Annotated in this window: 16 protein-coding genes; 14 read left to right on the forward strand and 2 right to left on the reverse strand. The window is 45.9% G+C overall.

Translation table 11 applies throughout. The annotated features are described in order from the left end of the window. Positions 1-41: 41 nt before the first annotated feature. Entirely contained in the window at positions 42-314 is a 273-nt protein-coding gene (locus tag ICN17_RS07295) for an oxidative damage protection protein (RefSeq protein WP_087909789.1), read from the reverse strand. 22 nt (positions 315-336) lie between these two features. Next, on the reverse strand, positions 337-1,701 hold the full coding sequence (gene argA, locus ICN17_RS07300; RefSeq protein WP_216237588.1) for an amino-acid N-acetyltransferase: 1,365 nt from the start codon (positions 1,699-1,701) through the stop codon (positions 337-339). A gap of 53 nt (positions 1,702-1,754) precedes the next feature. Between argA and hrpA the strand changes: the two genes are divergently transcribed. The 14 genes from hrpA to ICN17_RS07370 all read left to right on the forward strand — a co-directional run bounded on the left by hrpA (position 1,755) and on the right by ICN17_RS07370 (position 19,854). Further along, positions 1,755-5,753, forward strand: a complete 3,999-nt coding sequence (hrpA, locus tag ICN17_RS07305) for an ATP-dependent RNA helicase HrpA (RefSeq protein WP_216861824.1) — start codon at positions 1,755-1,757, stop codon at positions 5,751-5,753. Between the two features lie 59 nt (positions 5,754-5,812). Further along, positions 5,813-6,844 (forward strand): cytochrome D1 domain-containing protein, encoded by a 1,032-nt coding sequence (locus tag ICN17_RS07310; protein ID WP_216236862.1) that lies wholly within the window; start codon positions 5,813-5,815, stop codon positions 6,842-6,844. Between the two features lie 8 nt (positions 6,845-6,852). Then, positions 6,853-7,641, forward strand: a complete 789-nt coding sequence (locus ICN17_RS07315) for a polysaccharide deacetylase family protein (protein ID WP_216236863.1) — start codon at positions 6,853-6,855, stop codon at positions 7,639-7,641. Positions 7,642-7,644: 3 nt separating this feature from the next. After that, the gene (locus ICN17_RS07320) at positions 7,645-8,616 is read left to right on the forward strand and encodes a sterol desaturase family protein (RefSeq protein ID WP_216236864.1); all 972 of its coding nucleotides are present in this window, start codon (positions 7,645-7,647) and stop codon (positions 8,614-8,616) included. Positions 8,617-8,660: 44 nt separating this feature from the next. Then, positions 8,661-9,530, forward strand: coding sequence for an EI24 domain-containing protein (locus ICN17_RS07325; protein WP_216236865.1), 870 nt, complete (start codon positions 8,661-8,663; stop codon positions 9,528-9,530). Beyond that, on the forward strand, positions 9,523-10,380 hold the full coding sequence (locus tag ICN17_RS07330; protein ID WP_216236866.1) for a molybdopterin-binding protein: 858 nt from the start codon (positions 9,523-9,525) through the stop codon (positions 10,378-10,380). The genes ICN17_RS07325 and ICN17_RS07330 overlap by 8 nt, the downstream gene beginning before the upstream one ends. A gap of 201 nt (positions 10,381-10,581) precedes the next feature. Continuing rightward, a complete protein-coding gene (gene glnA, locus ICN17_RS07335) occupies positions 10,582-11,997 on the forward strand; it encodes a type I glutamate--ammonia ligase (protein ID WP_087909795.1) in 1,416 nt (471 codons plus the stop codon). Positions 11,998-12,023: 26 nt separating this feature from the next. Beyond that, positions 12,024-13,145, forward strand: a complete 1,122-nt coding sequence (gene glnL / locus ICN17_RS07340; protein ID WP_370625980.1) for a nitrogen regulation protein NR(II) — start codon at positions 12,024-12,026, stop codon at positions 13,143-13,145. Further along, on the forward strand, positions 13,142-14,593 hold the full coding sequence (ntrC, locus tag ICN17_RS07345; RefSeq protein WP_216236868.1) for a nitrogen regulation protein NR(I): 1,452 nt from the start codon (positions 13,142-13,144) through the stop codon (positions 14,591-14,593). Before glnL ends, ntrC begins: the two co-directional genes overlap by 4 nt. Continuing rightward, on the forward strand, positions 14,586-15,434 hold the full coding sequence (xth, locus tag ICN17_RS07350; RefSeq protein WP_216236869.1) for an exodeoxyribonuclease III: 849 nt from the start codon (positions 14,586-14,588) through the stop codon (positions 15,432-15,434). Before ntrC ends, xth begins: the two co-directional genes overlap by 8 nt. Positions 15,435-15,464: 30 nt before the next feature. Further along, a complete protein-coding gene (locus tag ICN17_RS07355) occupies positions 15,465-16,073 on the forward strand; it encodes a glutathione S-transferase (RefSeq protein ID WP_216236870.1) in 609 nt (202 codons plus the stop codon). A 156-nt stretch (positions 16,074-16,229) separates the two neighbouring features. Further along, positions 16,230-17,741, forward strand: a complete 1,512-nt coding sequence (locus tag ICN17_RS07360; RefSeq protein ID WP_216236871.1) for an arylsulfatase — start codon at positions 16,230-16,232, stop codon at positions 17,739-17,741. Between the two features lie 12 nt (positions 17,742-17,753). After that, positions 17,754-18,722 (forward strand): transporter, encoded by a 969-nt coding sequence (locus ICN17_RS07365; RefSeq protein ID WP_216236872.1) that lies wholly within the window; start codon positions 17,754-17,756, stop codon positions 18,720-18,722. A 7-nt stretch (positions 18,723-18,729) separates the two neighbouring features. Continuing rightward, positions 18,730-19,854: a formylglycine-generating enzyme family protein gene (locus ICN17_RS07370; RefSeq protein ID WP_255538353.1), complete on the forward strand. Its 1,125-nt coding sequence runs from the start codon at positions 18,730-18,732 to the stop codon at positions 19,852-19,854.

Genomic DNA, 19,854 nt, shown 5'->3' on the forward strand with positions numbered 1-19,854 from the left:
AATTTATTTATGCTGTCCCGCAGCAAGCTAGGTAATGCTATTTATTCTGCTGGTGGAACGTAGCCCTGAGCCATATCTGCACCACCTTCAAAGAAGTATTTTTCAACTTGCTTGAGAAGGTACTGGCGAGCACGGGGGTCCGCCATATTGAGGCGGTTCTCATTAATCAACATGGTTTGATGCTTTAACCATGCAGCCCAAGCTTCTTTGGAAACTTGATTCCAAATCTTTTTTCCAAGCTCACCAGGAAGCGGAGCGAAATCCATTCCTTCAGATTCTTTATTGAGCTTGATACATTGAACCATGCGTGCCATCTGTAATGCCTTTCTTAAATCTTTATAGATCTTTTGTTAAAACCATGGACTTACGATCCCAGTTATAAATTTGTTTTCTTTCTTCAGGCAAGTCGTCAACGGTAGCCCGCTTAAAGCCGCGCTTTAAGAACCAATGTTCTGTTCTGGTAGTGAGAACAAATAATTTTTTAATACCTTCTTGCTTGGCGCGCATTTCAACACGCTTGAGAAGGCGTTCACCGTCGCCTGAACCTTGGACGTCTGGATCAACCGCCAGGCATGCAAGCTCACCAACCCCATTGGGGAATGGGAAGAGGGCAGCGCAGCCGAAGAGAACACGGTCATGTTCGATGACGGAGAAGCGCTGAATATCGCGCTCAATAACATCTTGTCCGCGAGCAGCTAAGATACCTTCTTCTTCAAGCGGCATCGTCAACTGCAAGATACCACCCACATCATCTTGATTGGCTTCACGCAAGTTTTCAATATCGGAAGAGGCGAGCATCATACCAATACCGTCATGGGTAAATAGTTCTTCTAATAAGGCACCATCTTGATTACATGGCAAGAAGTGAACACGGCTCACGCCTGCCCTGATAGCTCTACCAGAGATATTGAGAAGACTCTTCATGCCGAGATCTAGCTCTTTGTTCTCTGTCATATAGTCTTGCAACTGAGGCAAAGATAATTCTGTAATCAGATCACCTTCTGCATCGTGTAGACCTGCATAAGGGCTCAAGAAGATCAACTTATCAGCCTTCAGGGCGGCGGCAGTAGAAGCAGCTACATCCTCATAGGCGAGATTAAATGCCTGTCCAGTAGGCGAGAAGCCTAAGGGTGAGAGCAAGACAATCTTGTTGCTATCCAAAGACTGCGTAATAGAGGTGGAGTCTACCTTGCGCACTAAACCGGTGTGGATGTAATCAGTGCCTTCAACAACACCTACTGGCATTGCAGTAATAAAGTTTCCGGAGATCACAGAGATGCGTGATCCTGCCATTGGAGTGTTTGGCAAACCACGGCTAAAGGCGGCCTCAATATCAAGACGCAATTCACCAGCAGCTTCTTTGACGCACTCGAGGGCAGCGGCATCGGTAATCCGATAGCTGTGCATTGCACTCTTACCAAATTTACTTTTGATCTTACGTAAAGTGAGCTGCTCTTCAATCTGCGGACGAATACCATGTACTAAAACAATGCGCATACCCATGGCATGCAACATCGCAATATCCTCAATCAGATTCTCAAGACCAATTTCCTGGACGAGCTCACCAGCAAAAGCAATGACAAAGGTCTTTTCACGGAAGCTATGAATGTAGGGCGCAACATCGCGCAACCACCCTACAAAGGGGAAGTTGGAGGTAGATTCTTCGGCGTTTGAGGCCTGGTTCGGTGCATTTGTTGGCATAGTGAGAAAATTATAGGGTGCAAGAGCCCATAAACCAACAAAAACCCAAAGCAATGCCAAAGCCTGTGCCTGCTTCCAACACCTCGCGCAGGCTGGAGATCCGCTTTCCGGAAGAATTGCCAGTCTCCGGCCAAAGGCAAATCATCAAGGATGCCTTGCAAGCCCACCAGGTGGTGATTGTTTGTGGAGAGACGGGTTCGGGCAAGACCACTCAGCTGCCCAAGATCTGTTTAGACCTTGGTAGAGGCACCATCAACGGCGGTAAGTTGATTGGCCATACCCAACCTCGCCGAATAGCCGCTACTGCGACAGCTAAGAGAATTGCCCAAGAGCTAGGCTCCCCCATCGGCCAAGATGTTGGCTATCAAGTTCGTTTCGCAGACAAGACAAGTCATACCGCCTCGATCAAATTGATGACCGATGGCATTTTGCTAGCAGAGACACAGCGCGATCCTCAGCTCAAAGCCTATGACACGCTCATCATTGACGAGGCGCACGAGCGTAGCTTGAATATTGATTTTCTCCTGGGCTATCTCAGACAACTGCTTCCAAAAAGACCCGACCTCAAACTGATCATTACTTCAGCTACGATTGATGCCCAACGTTTTGCGGAGCACTTTGCAATCAATGGCAAAGTGGCGCCAGTGATTGAGGTTAGTGGACGGCTCTTTCCAGTTGAACAGCGGTATTCACCACTCGAGCCCGATACTAAGCCAGATGGCAAAAAGGAATCTAAAGTAGCAAAAGAAATTCCGGATGCCGTCGCGGAAGAAATCGCCAATGTTTGGCGTGAGGGCGCATCAGGCGCTGGAGACGTATTGGTATTTCTGCCAGGGGAGCGCGAGATTCGGGATTGCGCAGAAGCGCTTCGCAAAGATCATGTGTTGCAACAACGCTTTCATCCAGAAATTCTCAGTTTGTTTGCGCGCCAATCAGTGGCGGAGCAAGAAAGAGTTTTTAGTCCAGGCAATGGGCGTCGCATCATTCTGACAACCAACGTGGCTGAGACTTCCCTTACCGTTCCTAATATTCGCTATGTGATCGATAGTGGACTAGCAAGAGTCAAACGCTACTCCTATCGCAATAAGGTAGAGCAACTTCAGATTGAAGCGATTTCCCAAGCGGCTGCTAACCAAAGAGCGGGGCGTTGCGGCCGGGTATCTGATGGTATTTGTATTCGCCTGTATAGCGAACTTGATTATCAAAGCCGTCCTAAATTTACCGACCCAGAAATTCTGCGTAGCTCATTAGCGGCAGTGTTATTGCGTATGAGTTCACTGCGTTTACCCAAGATTCAACATTTTCCGTTCATTGATAAGCCCTTGGGCAGAGCAATAACTGACGGTGTGCAACTACTAGATGAGTTGGGGGCAATTGAGTTTGATGAATCCGATGCCGCCGATGGCAAAGACATTAACAATAGCTTTAAGCTCACAGCCATTGGTAAACAGTTAGCAGACTTACCACTAGATCCCCGAATTGGCAGGATGCTATTGGCGGCAAAAGAGCAGAATGCCTTAAAAGAGGTCACGATCATTGCTTCGGCTTTGGCTACGCAAGATCCACGTGAGCGACCCATGGATCAGGGGGCTGCAGCCGACCAAGCGCATCTGCAATTTGCCGACGAGCGCTCTGAGTTTCTGGGTTTTGTAAAGCTTTGGGATTGGTATCAAGATGCCTTGCAACATAAACATAGCAATCGCCAATTAGAAAATTTATGCAGAAGTAAATTCTTATCGCCACGTCGCTTGCGAGAGTGGCGTGACGTACATGGCCAATTGCACACGATGCTGGGTGAAAAGGGTTGGAAAGAAAATGGACTTGCTGCGACCTATGAACAAGTCCATTTATCACTCTTAACCGGTTTACTGGGATATGTTGCCAAAAAAGAAGAGGATGAAAAGTCTCAAGATCGCAATAGCAAGACTGGCGGCTATGTCGGTGCCCGCGGTATTCGGCCATTTATTTGGCCGGGTTCAACGATTGGCAAAAAAGCTGGCGCTTGGATTTTGGCGGGGGAGTTACAAGAAACCAATCGCATGTATGCGCGTACGATTGCCAAGATTGAGCCGCAGTGGGTTGAGAAAGTTGCAGCTCATCGTCTGATTAAATCCTTAAGCGATCCGTTTTGGGATAACCGTCAGGGCGAGGTCTTGGCTTTTGAGCGAGGCACCTTATACGGTTTACCCATCTATCACGGTCGACGAGTACGTTATGAGCCTCATAACCCAGAAGAAGCAAGAGAGTTGTTCATTAGCCAAGCTTTAGTTCAGGAAGAAATGTTTGGGCGTATGGATACACCAGCCCTCTATCGTGAAACCGAAGCAGATGCCAAGAAAAAATACCCTGGTTTGTTTGGTTTCTTCTGGCACAACTGTCGCCTGATTAAAGAAATCGAGGCACTGGAGCATCGTTCACGTCGTCCTGATGTATTGGTCGACGATGAGTTGCTGTTTGCTTTCTATGAGTCACGTATTCCAAAAGAAGTTTGTAATCGCGAAGGCTTGAAGGCATGGTTTAAAAAAGAACCCGACCTCGATAGCCAGTTAAGACTGGAAAAAGCCGACCTCATGCGCCATGAAGCTGCTGGGATTACGGTCGATCGTTATCCCAAGAAAATGATGGTGGGTGGTGCAGAGCTCAACCTGACTTATCACTTTGAACCTGGTAGCCCTAAAGATGGTGTGACGCTAATGGTACCCCTAACGCAACTCAATCAAGTGGATGGTCGTCGTTGCGAATGGTTGGTGCCGGGTATGTGCGAAGAGAAAGTATTGTTATTACTCAAATCATTGCCACAAAAACTTCGCCGACATTGTGTGCCACTGCCGGATTATGCAAAGTCATTCTTAGAGCGTAGGCTGGAAGAAAAACAATTTGGAGTAGGAGACTTTTTAGATAGCTTAATTAGTGATATTCGGAAAGAGCGTGGTTTAGAGATCAAACGTACCGACTTCAGACCTGAATCACTACCTTTGCATTCTTCAATGAACTTCAGATTGATTGATGAGCATGGTCGCCAATTAGAAGTCGAAAGAAATCTTGCCCGCTTGCGTTCTGAGTATGGAGAGACTGCCCGCAGTGCTTTCCAGGCAATTGCCCAAGAGACCGCCCAGGCTGAGTTGGGGGTTGAATCACCCAGGGCGGGTAGTGCTAAGCCTGAAGAGAAGGCACGTACATTTGAGCAGGGCGGCTATCGCTCCTGGGAGTTTGGTGAGCTACCAGAAACTCTAGAAATTCAAAAAGGCAATAAAACTTTATTTGGTTATCCAGCTTTAGTAGATCGTGGCGACTACTGCGATCTAGAAGTATTTGACGATTTACTAGAAGCCAGAAAGCAACATCACCTAGGATTACGTCGTCTCTTTGTGTTAAGTAATAAAGACACTCTCAAGGCATTGCAAAAACAATTGCCTGGTATACGAGAGTTGGGATTGCTTTTTATCAATGTGGGCTCGGTAGAGGGATTGCTGGAGCAGATTCTCAATCTGGCGCTCGAGCGTGCATTCATGACAGAACCCTTACCAGTCAATGCCGAGCAATTTGCTGAGCGTTTACAGGCAGGCAAGCCGCGATTAGCATTGATCGCACAAGAGGTCGCACGTCATGCCTTAAATGCACTTCAAGCACATGCTGATTTACAAAAGAAGATGGCTAGCGCAAAAGCGGCATCACCTGCCGCCTATAACGACATGCAAGCGCAAATGCAGGGACTCATTTTCTCCAAGTTTGTAGCTGAGACTCCTTATGGCCAGCTGGTTCACCTGCCGCGCTACTTGAAGGGGATTGCTATGAGGATCGATAAGTTACGCTCCAATCCAAGTCGGGATGCCCAATGTCAAAAAGATTGGGAATCAGTTTCAAGGCCTTGGCAAAAATTGCTACAAGGTAGCAAGGGTTCGGCCTCTTATGCCATGAGCGAGGATCAGGCTTTGCAGGATTTCCGGTGGCAGCTGGAGGAGCTGAGGGTGGCTTTGTATGCTCAAGAACTCAAAACCCCAACCCCAATGTCCTTAAAGCGACTAGAAAAGGTTTTAGCCAGCTTGCGCTAAGTCAAATCCATCAGGCTTTAGAGGTCTTTCGCCATGCCTTCATTGCTTACAATAGGGGAATGCACACATTTATTACAACTAGAGGTTTTCGCAATATTGCTACCTCCTCCATCTTTAGCTTACTTTTAGTAAATCTTGCCATTGCGCAAACTGCTGGCGCTCCAGGTGCATCGACAGTTAATGAGCCAAAATTGGCGGTCATTCTCAATTCAGGTGAAGCCTCAGTGAGTTTGATTGATATGCCAAGCCGTCAAGTGATTAAGACGGTCCATGTTGGTAAGGAGCCTCATCATCTGATGATCACCCCAGATCAAAAAACTTTATTAATTGCCAATGCAGTCGGGAATGATATTGTTTTAATGAATCCCACAACCGGTGAGTTGACTGGCAGAATCCCGAATATTATTGATCCATACCAAATTGGCTATTCACCAAATCATAAGTGGTTTGTAGCCAATGGAAATCGTTTAGATCGTATCGATATTTATGCTGCAAATGGCGCTGATCTAAAACTAGCCAAAACAGTAAAGCTAGCTAAGACACCAAGCCATATTGCTTTTACAGCGGATAGCAAAATTGCTTTTATTACTTTGCAAGACTCTAACGAGCTAGCAGCAATTGATTTAGAAACGCAAAATGTACTGTGGGTAATGCCTACAGGTAAAGTGCCTGCCGGCCTATGGATGACTCCTGGAGATCAATATCTCTTGGTGGGTATTACTGGTGAAGACTATGTGCAGGTGATTGATTGGAAGACACATAAAGAAGTGAAGCGCATTACAACCGGTAAGGGCGCGCATAACTTCCGGCCCCTGGGCGACAAGAAGCATGTCTTTGTGAGTAATCGGATTGCATCCTCTATCAGCCTAATTAATATGCAAACCCTAGAGAAGGTTGGTGATATTACAGGCCTTCCTGCGGGGCCTGATGATATGGAAATTACACCTGATGGCAAGACTTTGTGGGTTACTTTACGTTTTTCTAAAAAGGTAGGCGTGATCGATATCCCTTCTATGAAATTAACGACTGTGATTCCAGTGGGAAAATCACCCCACGGTGTGTTCTTTTCTCCTAGAGCTTCCTGGGAATAATATTCACCATGAAGTGCAAACAAGTTATTCAACTAACAGCCGCGTTCATACTCGGCTGTTTTGTATTTGGCGCGTCTGCCCAAACTACTACTTGCAATAAAACGGTTTACCTGACATTTGATACGGGCAATATGGCAGTTGCTGAAAAAGTGGCTGAGATATTGAAGCGACAAGTCGTCAAAGCCACTTTTTTCCTATCCAATGAAAAGACTTTCCGAGGTGACTTCGCTTTAGATGATTCTTGGAAAGCCTATTGGCAGGAGCGGCTTAAAGAAGGACATCACTTTGGTAGCCATACTTATGATCACACCTATTTTTTAAAAGATGGCCCTAAGGGCGAAGTCTTTGTGAAGTCTCAGTTTGGACCTAAGGCTGGCACGACAGTGCTATACAACGAGGCCTCCATGTGTAAAGAGATTCGCCGGGTGGATCAACGCTTCGTAGAGTTAACTGGGCAGCCATTACAAAAGATCTGGCGTGCCCCTGGCGGTAAAACTTCGCCTACTTTGATTCGGATGGGGGATATGTGTGGCTATCAGCACTTTGGATGGGCACCAGCTGGATTTTTAGGTGATGAGCTAAATTCTGATCAATATCCCAATAGCCATCTTTTAGAAAAAGCTAGTCGCGAGATTAAGGATGGTGATATCACCATGGCTCACCTGGGCATTTGGTCCAGAAAAGATCCTTGGGCGCCTGCAGTACTAGAGCAGTTAATCCTGAACCTCAAGGGCCGCGGCTTTTGCTTTGGCACTTTGCCTAAGGTCAACAAAAAATTGGCAGATCAGTCAAAATAAAGCATGGATTTGAGTTCTATCACTTCAGCAATCTCAAGCGCTTACGGCAGCGTTCAGGAGTTTTTGTTTGCCAAGATTGTTGGACCACTTCTATATCAATTTGATTTGATGTCCTGGGCGGAAGATGTCTTTGATGGCATGGATTGGTTTTTATTTGGCTGCATTCAGATTTTTCTGATTATGACTGTTCTCCGAACCTGGGAGCGTTTCGCCCCAGCAGAGACTCAAGAGCGTTTTGCTAAGACGAGCAGGGCAGATGTGATCTACACCTTATTCCATCGCCTAGGTATCTTTCATGGATTAGTCTTTATTACATTATCTGGATTATTTTTTCAGATTGATTCGGTCTTGCATGATTTTCGTTTTACCCGTTTGAACGTCGAGTCTTGGTGGCCTGGAGTGACCTCTATTCCGATGGTGAGCTTCCTGGTTTACTTGATCCTGTTGGATCTTGTGGGCTACTTCTATCATCGCGCCTCCCATACTTTTAATTGGTGGTGGCAGCTGCATGCACTTCATCACAGTCAAACAGTGATGACTGCGTGGTCCGATAACCGTAATCACATCCTAGATGACATTATGGATGCAGCGGTAACATCATTTTTTGCACTTCTGTTTGGTGTCTCCCCAGGTCAATTCATTATCTTGATTGCGTTGAGTCAGTTGATTCAGAGCTGGCAACATGCCAATATCAAAGTGCACTTGGGTAAAGCGCAATATCTTTTGGTGTCGCCCATGTTTCATCGCATGCATCATGCGGTAGGATATGGTCACGAATCACAAGGCAAGCCTGGTGTATTGGGCGGTTGTAATTTTGGCGTTTTGTTTCCGTGGTGGGACATATTGTTTAAAACAGCCATCTTCCCCAAAGAGGTCTATCCTACAGGTGTCAGAAACCTAAAGGTATCGCACAATATTCTGACTCAGCAGTGGCAAGGTCTTGTGCACTCAGTTAAAGAGTTCATGCCAAAGTAAATCAATGAAGTCAGGCGTGCGAAGTGGCATGCAATAGGAGTTTTATGGTTGGACTGCCTCAAGTATTTAAATCTTTTGGATTGGCTCTGGTGGGAACAATGCATCCAAGGATGTTGTGGCTAAGCTTGCGACCATTCTTGATCGTATCGATTCTTTGGGGCTGCTTGATTTGGCTCACATGGACTCCTGCACTCGCTCTACTGAGTGAATTTCTAACGAACTCCCTGTTTACTAATTGGATTCAAGAGGGCTTGATCTGGGCTGGCTTTGAAAACGCCAGAGCGTGGATTGCGCCATTATTCTTTGTCATGCTGATCATTCCCTTGATCACCATTAGCTTGCTAGTACTGATTGCCTTTTCAACTGTTCCAACGATTGTGAAGATTGTGGTGAGGCAAGCGCACTATCAAGATTTGGAATGCAAGCGGGGTGGCGGTTTATTGGGTAGTTTGATTTATACCCTGTGGTCAGCATTGATCTGCCTTGCCCTAGTGATGTTGACATTGCCGGTGTGGTGGGTTCCTCCGCTAGTGGCCGTACTGCCGCCATTACTCTGGGGTTGGTTAACCATGCGCCTCATGTCTTACGACGTACTTGCTAAGCATGCCAGCGTTGACGAGCGCGATCAGCTCTTAGAAAAATATCGTTGGCCTTTACTCTGTATGGGCATCGCTTCTGGAATGCTTGGCGCAGTGCCTACTTTTTTCTGGGCTACATCGGCGCTAGCCTTAGTTTTATTTCCGATTGTGAGCTTTGTCGCGCTTTGGATTTATTCTTTGATCTTTGTATTTGCTGGTCTTTGGTTTAGCCATTTCCTGCTAGATGCTTTAAAAGAGTTGAGGGATGAAGAATTGGATAAAGCCTTAACAGTGCAATCGCGTGTAGTTGATATGGAACTTCCTTACCATGGTTGATGTAACAAAAGCAGTTGAAATAGACATGCCCAATACGGCGCAACGCCGCTTCGGCTTGATTGTGATTGGCGATGAGATTTTGTCAGGTCGTCGTCAAGATAAACATATGGCGACATTGATTGAGCTTCTCAATGAGCGCGGCTTAAGTCTGGCATGGGCAAAATATGTTGCTGATGATCCTGCGCAAATTACCGCAACACTCAAAGAAAGTTTTGCAAGCGGTGACGTGGTGTTTAGTACTGGTGGTATTGGTGCGACACCGGATGATCACACGCGTCAATGCGCGGCATTGGCATTGGGTACAACCATTGCATTACATCCAACTGCGCAAGAATTGATTGCGGGCCGCATTCAAACCATGGCAGAGGGTGATCCCATCAAAGCAGATTTAAATACACCTGAGAATCAACATCGTTTCAAGATGGGTGAGTTTCCGATTGGTAGTGACATCATTCCCAATCCCTATAACCAGATTCCGGGCTTTCGGATTAAAGAGCATCACTTTGTTCCGGGTTTTCCGGTCATGGCCGCACCGATGATGGCTTGGTGCTTAGATACGCATTACCAAGATCTCTTTCATCAAGAGAACTGGGCAGAGCGGAGTTTTATTGTTCCCAAGGGAATTGAATCCACCTTAACCCCCTTAATGGAGCGTATTGAAGTCAATTTTCCGGGTGTGAAGGTCTTTAGCTTACCCTCTGTTGGTGATGCCAAAAGGGGCGGCGTATATGCCCAGCGCCATATCGAGCTAGGCATCAAAGGTAATGCCAATCTACTAGAAAGCGCTTGGATTGCCCTTAGAACGGGCACCCAAGAGCTCGGCTATGAAATCCATGATATCAACTCCTAATTTTGCACTAAAATAGTGCAAAAAGAGTCTTTTTACCCATTTCTAGGGGTAATCTAGCACTTTAATAGTGCAATAATGAGGGTTCCCATTTGTTTGCTTCAGTAAATTACATACATCCATTAGGCATGTTTGGTGCCTGGAATAAACAAGGGTGTATGCCTTAGGTTTGAATTCCGAATTTAGTTAATAGAGGAGATTTGCATGACGAAGACCGTCGCTGATGTGATGAAGTTAGTTAAAGAGAAAGAATGTACTTTCGTTGATTTCCGCTTTGTAGATACAAAGGGTAAAGAACAACACACGACTGTTCCTATCTCTGCTTTTGACGAAGATAAATTTGAGAGCGGTCATGCATTTGACGGTTCTTCTATCGCTGGTTGGAAAGGTATTGAAGCTTCTGACATGTTGCTCAAACCAGATCCAACAGCTGCCTATATTGACCCATTCTATGAAGAGCCAACATTGGTGTTGACTTGCGATGTTATCGAGCCAGCTGATGGTAAAGGTTACGACCGTGATCCACGTTCTATTGCAAAACGCGCTGAAGCGTATTTGAAGAGCACTGGCTTAGGTGATACAGCTTACTTTGGTCCAGAGCCAGAGTTCTTTATTTTTGACGGCGTTCGTTGGGGTGCTGACATGCAGGGTTGCTTCGTGAAGATTGATTCCGAAGAAGCTCCATGGTCCTCCTCCAAAGAAATCGAAGGCGGCAACACTGGCCATCGTCCAGGCAAAAAGGGCGGCTACTTTCCAGTTGCTCCTGTAGATACATTCCAAGACATGCGTTCTGAAATGTGTTTGATTCTTGAATCATTAGGTATTCCAGTTGAAGTTCATCATCATGAAGTTGCTGGCCAAGGCCAAAACGAATTGGGTACGAAGTTCAGCACATTGGTACAGCGCGCTGACTGGACTATCTGGCAAAAGTATGTTGTTCAAAATGTAGCCCACGCTTACGGTAAGACTGCAACCTTTATGCCTAAGCCAGTAGTTGGCGATAACGGTTCTGGTATGCACGTTCACCAATCCGTTTGGAAGAACGGCGAGAACTTGTTTGCTGGTAACGGTTATGCAGGCCTGTCAGAATTCGCATTGTTCTACATTGGCGGCATCATCAAGCACGCTAAGGCATTGAACGCGATTACTAACCCAGGTACAAACTCATACAAGCGTTTGGTGCCAGGTTTTGAAGCTCCAGTGAAGTTGGCTTACTCAGCACGTAACCGTTCTGCTTCAATTCGTATTCCACACGTTCCAAGTCCTAAGGGTCGTCGTATTGAGACTCGTTTCCCAGATCCATTGGCTAACCCATACCTCTGCTTCTCTGCTTTATTGATGGCTGGTTTGGATGGCGTACAAAACAAGATTCATCCAGGCGAAGCTGCTGATAAGAACTTGTATGACTTGCCACCAGAAGAAGATGCAAAGATCCCAACCGTTTGCGCAAGCTTGGAAGAGGCATTGGAAGCATTGAAGAAAGATCATGAGTTCTTGACTCGTGGTGGAGTATTTACAGAGTCTATGATTGATGCATATATCAATTTGAAGATGGAAGATGTCACACGTTTCCGTATGACTACCCATCCGATCGAATTTGATATGTACTACTCCCTGTAAGCGAAGGAAAGAACTTGAGCGCAGGTCTGTTGCGCAATTCGTTCAAGGGAGCAGCTTCGGCTGCTCCTTTTTTTCCGACATTGCTTGATCAGATGCCCAATGCCATCGTGGTATTCGAGGCTAAGAACCAACAATTGGTTTATGTGAACCCGGCTGCCGAGACGGCGCTAGATCTATCCCGTAAATCACTTGAGGGTCAGTCTGTGCACGATTTATTTAGTGATAACGGCGCATTGAATGACATGATTTCAGAAGTAAAGAAGGGTCATGTATTCGCCCAACGTCAAGAAATGGTTTTACATTCATTGCCAGGAAGTATTCATCAAGATTCGATCCCAGCGCACGTAGTGATTGCCGCGCTGGATGACCCAGATCTCATCATGATGGAGTGGTTTCCCATTGACCAACAGTTACGCAGTGAGCGCGATGAGCGTGTCACGCAACAGGTCGAAGCCAATAAACAATTAATGCGCAATTTAGCGCATGAGATTAAAAATCCATTAGGTGGAATTCGTGGCGCAGCTCAGTTATTAGAGTTTGAGTTGCCTGAAAAAGGCTTACGTGAATATACGCAAGTCATTATTAAAGAATCTGACCGCCTACAAACGCTGGTAGATCGTTTGCTAGCGCCACATCGCAAAGCCCATGTGATTGAAGCGTTCAATGTGCATGAAGCTCTCGAACGGGTTCGCAGCCTCGTGTTAGCAGAGTTTCCCAAAGGCTTAAAGATTGTTCGTAACTACGACACCAGTCTTCCAGATTTGATGGGCGATCGTGAGCAACTTATTCAGGCAGTACTCAATATTGTTCATAACGCAGCCCAGGCCTTGTCTGAAGAAATCAATCAAGGTATTGCCCAAATTGAATTAAAAACCCGAGTGACACGTTCCGTCACGATTGCAAAGAAACGCTATAAGTTAGCAATGGATTTGCATGTGATTGATAACGGACCCGGGATTCCAGAAGAAATAATTGAACGCATCTTCTTTCCCTTGGTATCCGGGAGAGAGGGTGGTAGTGGTCTGGGTCTGACCTTGGCTCAAACCTTTGTTCAGCAACACCAGGGCTTTATTGCTTGTGAGAGCCGCCCTGGACGCACTGATTTCCATATTCAAATTCCATACCGTAGGCAGGAGAAGACATCATGAAACCAATTTGGATCGTCGACGATGACCAGTCAATTCGCTGGGTTCTAGAAAAAGCCTTGTCGCGAGAAAATATTCCGCACAAGAGCTTCTCCAATCCCAATGATGTGCTCAATGCACTTGAAAAAGAATCTCCTCAGGTGCTGATCTCGGACATTCGCATGCCACGCGGTAATGGCTTAGATTTGCTACAGCATGTCAAACAGAGTCATCCTAATTTGCCAGTCATCATCATGACTGCGTATTCAGATCTGGATTCTGCTGTGTCCTCATTTCAGGGCGGTGCATTTGAGTATCTGACTAAACCCTTTGATGTAGAAAAAGCAGTTGAGCTTATTCATCGTGCTGTAGATCAGGGAATGCGTAATGATTCAGGCTCTAAGGAGTTAGCAGCTTGGAGGCAAGATGCTACTGAAATTATCGGTCAAGCGCCTGCTATGCAGGAGATCTTCCGTGCAATTGGTCGCTTGGCTCAATCACATGCTACGGTCTTGATCACAGGTGAATCAGGAACTGGCAAAGAGTTGGTAGCGCATGCGCTCCATAAGCACAGCCCAAGAGCCAAGGGTCCATTTGTATCGCTCAGCACTTCTGCTGTTCCTAAGGATCTTCTTGAGTCAGAGTTATTTGGGCATGAGCGTGGCGCCTTTCCAGGTGCGCAGACATTACGTCGGGGTCGCTTTGAGCAAGCCGATGGAGGAACCTTATTCTTAGGTGAAATTGGTGACTTACCCTTTGATTTACAAACACGTCTCCTGCGTGTCTTATCTGATGGTCATTTTTACCGTATTGGCGGACAAGATCCGATCAAAGCAAATGTGCGCATTATTGCCTCCACCCATCAAAATCTCGATACAAGGGTTGCTGCAGGGTTCTTCCGCGAAGACTTATTACACAGCTTGAATGTGATTCGCTTACGCATGCCTTCACTGCGTGAGCGGAGTGAAGATATTCCAACATTAGCAAGACATTTCATGTTGACTTGCGCTAAATCTTTAGGGGTTGAGCCTAAGAAACTTTCTGATGAAGTCTTAAAAGAAATTGCGACCATGCCATTTCCGGGTAACGTTCGTCAATTAGAGAACCTTTGTCATTGGCTGACAGTCATGACCCCTGCAAATATTATTGGAGTTAGTGATTTGCCGGCAGACATCATGGCAGAGGCTGGTGAACAGCCAGTCATCTTGCATGGCGAGTCTTCCCCGACAAACCCAGCAGCTGCAAAAGTCGCTGCGGGTGATTGGGAGAGTGGGCTTGGACGCTTGGCTGCAAAGATGCTGCAAGATGGTGACAAAGAGGTCTACGATGCACTATGCTCACGCTTTGAGAAAGCAGTATTGCAGGCAGCGCTAGAAGTAACGCGTGGTCGCAGAGTTGAGGCTGCACAGCGTCTTGGCATTGGACGTAATACGATTACACGGAAATTGCAGGAACTGGGGATAGATGACTGATTCAATTCGAATTGCGGCGTGGAATGTAAATTCCTTAAAGGTTCGCCTTCCACACGTACTTCGTTGGTTGCAGGATCAGGAAGCTAAGCAACAGCCGATTGACGCTTTGTGCTTACAAGAGCTCAAGCTCACAGATGATAAGTATCCCCACCAAGAATTAGAAGCAGCAGGCTACCTTAGTTTGGCTGCTGGCCAAAAAACCTACAACGGCGTTGCCATCATCGTGCGCAAGGCAGCCCTTGCATCGATTGCCTCTGATGCTGCCACCAGTTTTCTGAAGCCGATCAGAAATATCCCCGCAAATACAGATGAGCAGCAACGCATATTGGCTGCAACCATTCCGTTTGCAGGCACCAAACCTATTCGACTGGTCTCAGCCTACTTTCCAAACGGGCAATCACCCGATAGCGATAAGTTCATTTACAAACTGGATTGGTTAAGCAAACTCCAAACCTGGCTAACAGAAGAATTACAGCAAAACCAACGCTTGGCTTTATTGGGCGATTTCAATATCGCGCCAGCAGATGCTGATGTCCATGACCCTAAAGCATGGGAAGGGCAGAACCTCGTTTCGCCACCAGAAAGAAATGCTTTCCAAGAATTAATCAATCTAGGATTCTCTGATTCATTCAGAATGTTTGAGCAAGCGCCTAAAACATTTAGTTGGTGGGACTATCGGATGATGGGCTTCAGAAGAAATGCCGGTATGCGCATTGACCATATTCTTTTAAGCGAAGATCTGAGAGAAAAGTGTAGTGCTAGCGTGGTTGATAAAGAGCCCAGAACCTGGGAGCAACCATCAGACCATGCGCCAGTGATTGCAACCATTCAAAAAACTTAAGCTAAGAAAACTTAAGCTACTCTCGCATCCATGATGCCCATTTTGTACTCCTATCGAAGATGCCCTTATGCCATGAGGGCTCGTATGGCATTGAAATATTCCGGCATACAACTTGAGCATCGAGAGATTGCTTTAAGAGATAAGCCCAAATCGATGCTCCTGGTATCACCCAAAGGTACCGTTCCTGTGCTGTGTGTCGATGGACACGTGATTGATCAAAGCTTAGACATCATGCATTGGGCATTAGATAAATCCGATCCAGATGGCTGGAAGCAGGTGGATGAGAAAGCTGCTAGCAGTTGGGTTGAGAAAAATGATGGCTCCTTCAAAACACTCTTAGATCAATACAAGTACCCCAATCGGTATCCAGAGTTAGAGACAGAAGAAGTGATCAGTGCTGCAATGGAGTTGATGCTAAATCCCATCGAGAGTGCGCTACATAATCATGAATACTTATTGGGTAATAAGCTGTCTTGGGTAGATATAGCCATCTTCCCATTCATTCGGCAATTTGCAGGTGTCGATCCGACAACATTTGAAGCGCTACCACTTCCTAAAGCAAGAAAGTGGCTAACTCAACAGATAGAGTCTGAGCTCTTTAATTCCATCATGGAAAAGCATCCTACCTGGGTTGATTAGGTTGTTGCCTAGGAAGGCAGTCTTTTGGATCTAAATTAAACCCCCAGCAGCAATAGCGGGGGTTTTGTCTTATGGGAATTAGATTAGTTATTGAATAAAGTATTGATATAGTGTGGTATTCCATGAGATATAAAGGCTAAAAGCCGGGGGACAGAAGTGATATTAAAAAGAATACTTGTTGGGGTTCTATCTACTTCAATCCTTGCTTTACCAGCATTTGCACAATCAGCCCCTAAACTAAAAAAACCGAATGTTGTTTTCATTCTTGCTGATAACGTAGGTTATGGAGACATGGGGCCCTATGGTGGGGGTGAATTACGGGGTGCTCCTACGCCACGCACTGAAGAATTGGCTAAGAGTGGGCTGAAGCTGACCCAGTATTTAGTTGAGCCAGCATGCACACCATCTCGTGCTGCATTAATGACCGGGCAATACTCCATTCGCAATGGTTTATCACTTGTTGCAGAGACGGGAACTCCTAGTACTTTGCCAGGAAAAGCCTACACAATGGGTAAATTGTTTAAAGATGCTGGTTATACAACCGCAATTTTTGGAAAATGGCATTTAGGTGCATCGCCTCAGAGTTTGCCTGGTGCTCACGGATTTGATCAGTATTACGGTTTACCGCCGGATGTCTCTTGGGATTCTGCCACCTACGTTGCACAAGCCATACAAACACATTCCTATCCAAATGTACCCGATAAGGTTTTATATGAAAAAGGGCCCTGGATTACTCAGCAAAAGGGAAATGGACCACTTCAGCGTGTGAAGCCATTTACGATGGAGGTCAGAGCAGAAATTGATAATGAATTGACTGAAAAATCAATTGCATTCATGAAGCAGGAGAATGCCGCTGGCAAACCATTCTTTCTTTATCTACCGTTCTCAATGGGTCACTCACCCAATCTTTCCTCTAAACAATTTGCAGGAAAGTCGCGCATTGGTCAATACGGTGACAAATTGATGGAGGGGGATTATCACGTTGGCCAAATCATGGATGCCCTCAAAGAAATGAATATTGAGGACAATACTATTTTGGTTTTTGCCTCTGACAATGGCAGCACCGGACAATATATGATGACTTATGATCGATTGGGTCTTGGCGCTCCTGACATGGGATCAAATGGCCCGTTCCGAGGGGATCTAGGTGAGGCAACAGAAGGAGCCGTTCGGACTTTTTGCTTTATTCGTTGGCCAGGTCATATCACCCCTAACACCTCTTCATATGCCATGTTTTCGATCATGGACTTTATGCCGACCTTTGCCGCGATCTTAGGCGCTAAGCTACCAACAGATCGAGCCATTGATGGAGTCAATCAATTAGATATGCTTACTGGTAAGAGCAAAATAGGTAACCGCGAACATTTAATGTCATTTATTGGCGCTGATTTAGTGGCGGTTCGCTGGAAGCAGTGGAGAATGTACTTTAGGGATATGAATCGCACGGGCACGGGACAGCAAATGCTAGGCGGCATAGCTGCTAATTCAGTTCCAATGTACTATCCAAAGATTTATAACATCGAAATGGATCCGCATGAAGATTTACAGTTAGTAAATTACGAATCAATTTCAGTGAATGCTTTCAAAATAATTCAAGAGTATCTTGCCTCGGTTAATAAGTTCCCTAATCCCCCACCTGCTAACTTAACCAACTTTATTCAGCGTTAAGAGGAATGTTGAGTGCATAGCCAGCTCTGTGAAAGAAGTTTGGGAATTTTCTCTAAACTTCTTTTGATTTCAATCGGCTTCTTTTCATCACAATCAGTATTGGCTGATGAGGGTGGCGTTCCATTCTGGATGTCGGGTCAGTACGCTAGTATGGCTGCAGTGCCATCGCAACCTGGTTGGTCATTGGTATTGATGCCTTACATCTATAGCGGTAGTGCTGATAAGTCAAAAAACTTTCAACATGGTCAAAGCATTAATGCTGGCTTGAGCGCTAGAGAATCCATTTTCTTATTTCAGTTGGGTTACTCGGCAGAGGAAAAGATCTTGGGTGGGCAGCCTTATGTGGGTATAGGTTGGGGCCCTGGATCGAATACCACTACTGCATTTGCAAGTGTCTCCAGTGTTAATACTGAATTTAATAAAGCAAATTCGGTAACGGGAAGCACTGATATATATCCCCTAGCCAGTTTGGCTTGGAACAAAGGCAATAATAATTTCATGACCTATGTGACTGGCGATATACCAGTGGGTACCTATAGTTCAACTAGTCTTTCTAGTATTGGCATTGGTCATGCTGCAATGGATGCAGGCGGTGGCTACACTTACTTGAACAATACTACCGGCCTGGAATTCTCCAGCGTAGTAGGTGCAACCTATAACTGGATGAATAATCAAACCAATTACAAGAATGGTATCGACTCCCATTTGGATTGGTCTCTCTCTCAATTTGTATCGCAAAACTGGCAGGTTGGTATTGCGGGATATGTTTACTATCAACTCACTGCCGACTCCGGTAGTGGAGATAGGGTCGGGGCCTTCAAGTCCCAAGTTGCAGCTATTGGTCCGCAAATTGGATATCTATTCAATATCGGTAAAAAGCAGGCTTATATCAATCTACGGGCATATAAGGAGTTTTGGGCTCAAAATCGGGTTGAAGGATATGCAATGATTTCAACCATCAGTATTCCATTAGGAAAGTAGCAATTCGATGAATATGCGTCGCACAGGTGTTTTGATTGCAGTACTTACAGTTTTGGGAATCGGCACATATCTGGTATGGAGTAACTTCTTTTCAAAACCTCAGCAGGCAGCCCCTCAAATTCTTCTGGGTGATGGCGTAAAAGGCCCCAAAGGAATGGCTTGGATTCCTGGTGGTGAATTTTTAATGGGTAGCGATCATCAAAAAGCGCAAGCCAACGAGCAGCCAACCCATAAAGTCAAAGTATCTGGATTTTGGATGGACACGACTCATGTCACCAATGATCAATTTGCACAATTTGTAAAAGAGACCAATTACAAAACGACTGCAGAGAAAATTCCCGATTGGGAAACCATTCGCGTACAACTTCCACCGGGAACACCAAAGCCACCGGCTTCAGTCTTTGTGCCTGGCGCCATGGTTTTTGTTGGCACTAAAGCAAAAGTGAATCTCAATGATTACTCGCAGTGGTGGGCATACGTGCCGGGTGCCAGTTGGAAGCATCCAACTGGACCGCAAAGTAATATTGATGGTAAAGGGAATCATCCGGTCGTGCAGATCAGTTACGAAGATGCATTGGCTTATGCAAAGTGGGCTGGTAAGAGATTACCCACTGAGGCAGAGTGGGAGTTTGCAGCCCGTGGCGGACTAAACCAGGCTACCTATGTGTGGGGTGATCAGCTAGAGCAGGAGGGAAAACTGCCAGCCAATATTTGGGATGTCAAAAAGCAAGCATTTCCTGTGGTGAGTCCAAAAGCTGGTGGAGCGATTGGCACTAGTGCCGCAGGAACTTTTCCTCAAAATGGCTACGGCTTATTTGACATGACGGGCAATGCCTGGCAGTGGGTTGCTGATTGGTATCGCGCTGATTACTTTGTATTGCAGGCTAAAGAGTATGGCAACAACGTGATTGATAATCCCAAAGGGCCAACGGGTTCATATGACCCTGATGATTATGGTGTTCCACCAAATGCTCCAAAGCGAGTCATTCGGGGCGGATCATTTTTATGTAATGAAGATTACTGCCAATCCTATCGTCCTAGCGCTCGCCGTGGGGCAGATCCCTTTAGCCCAATGTCGCATTTGGGATTTAGGCTAGCAAAGGATGCTCAGGGTGACTCGGTCACTCGCTAG

It is taken from the genome of Polynucleobacter sp. 73C-SIWE, assembly GCF_018882465.1.
GTDB lineage: Bacteria > Pseudomonadota > Gammaproteobacteria > Burkholderiales > Burkholderiaceae > Polynucleobacter.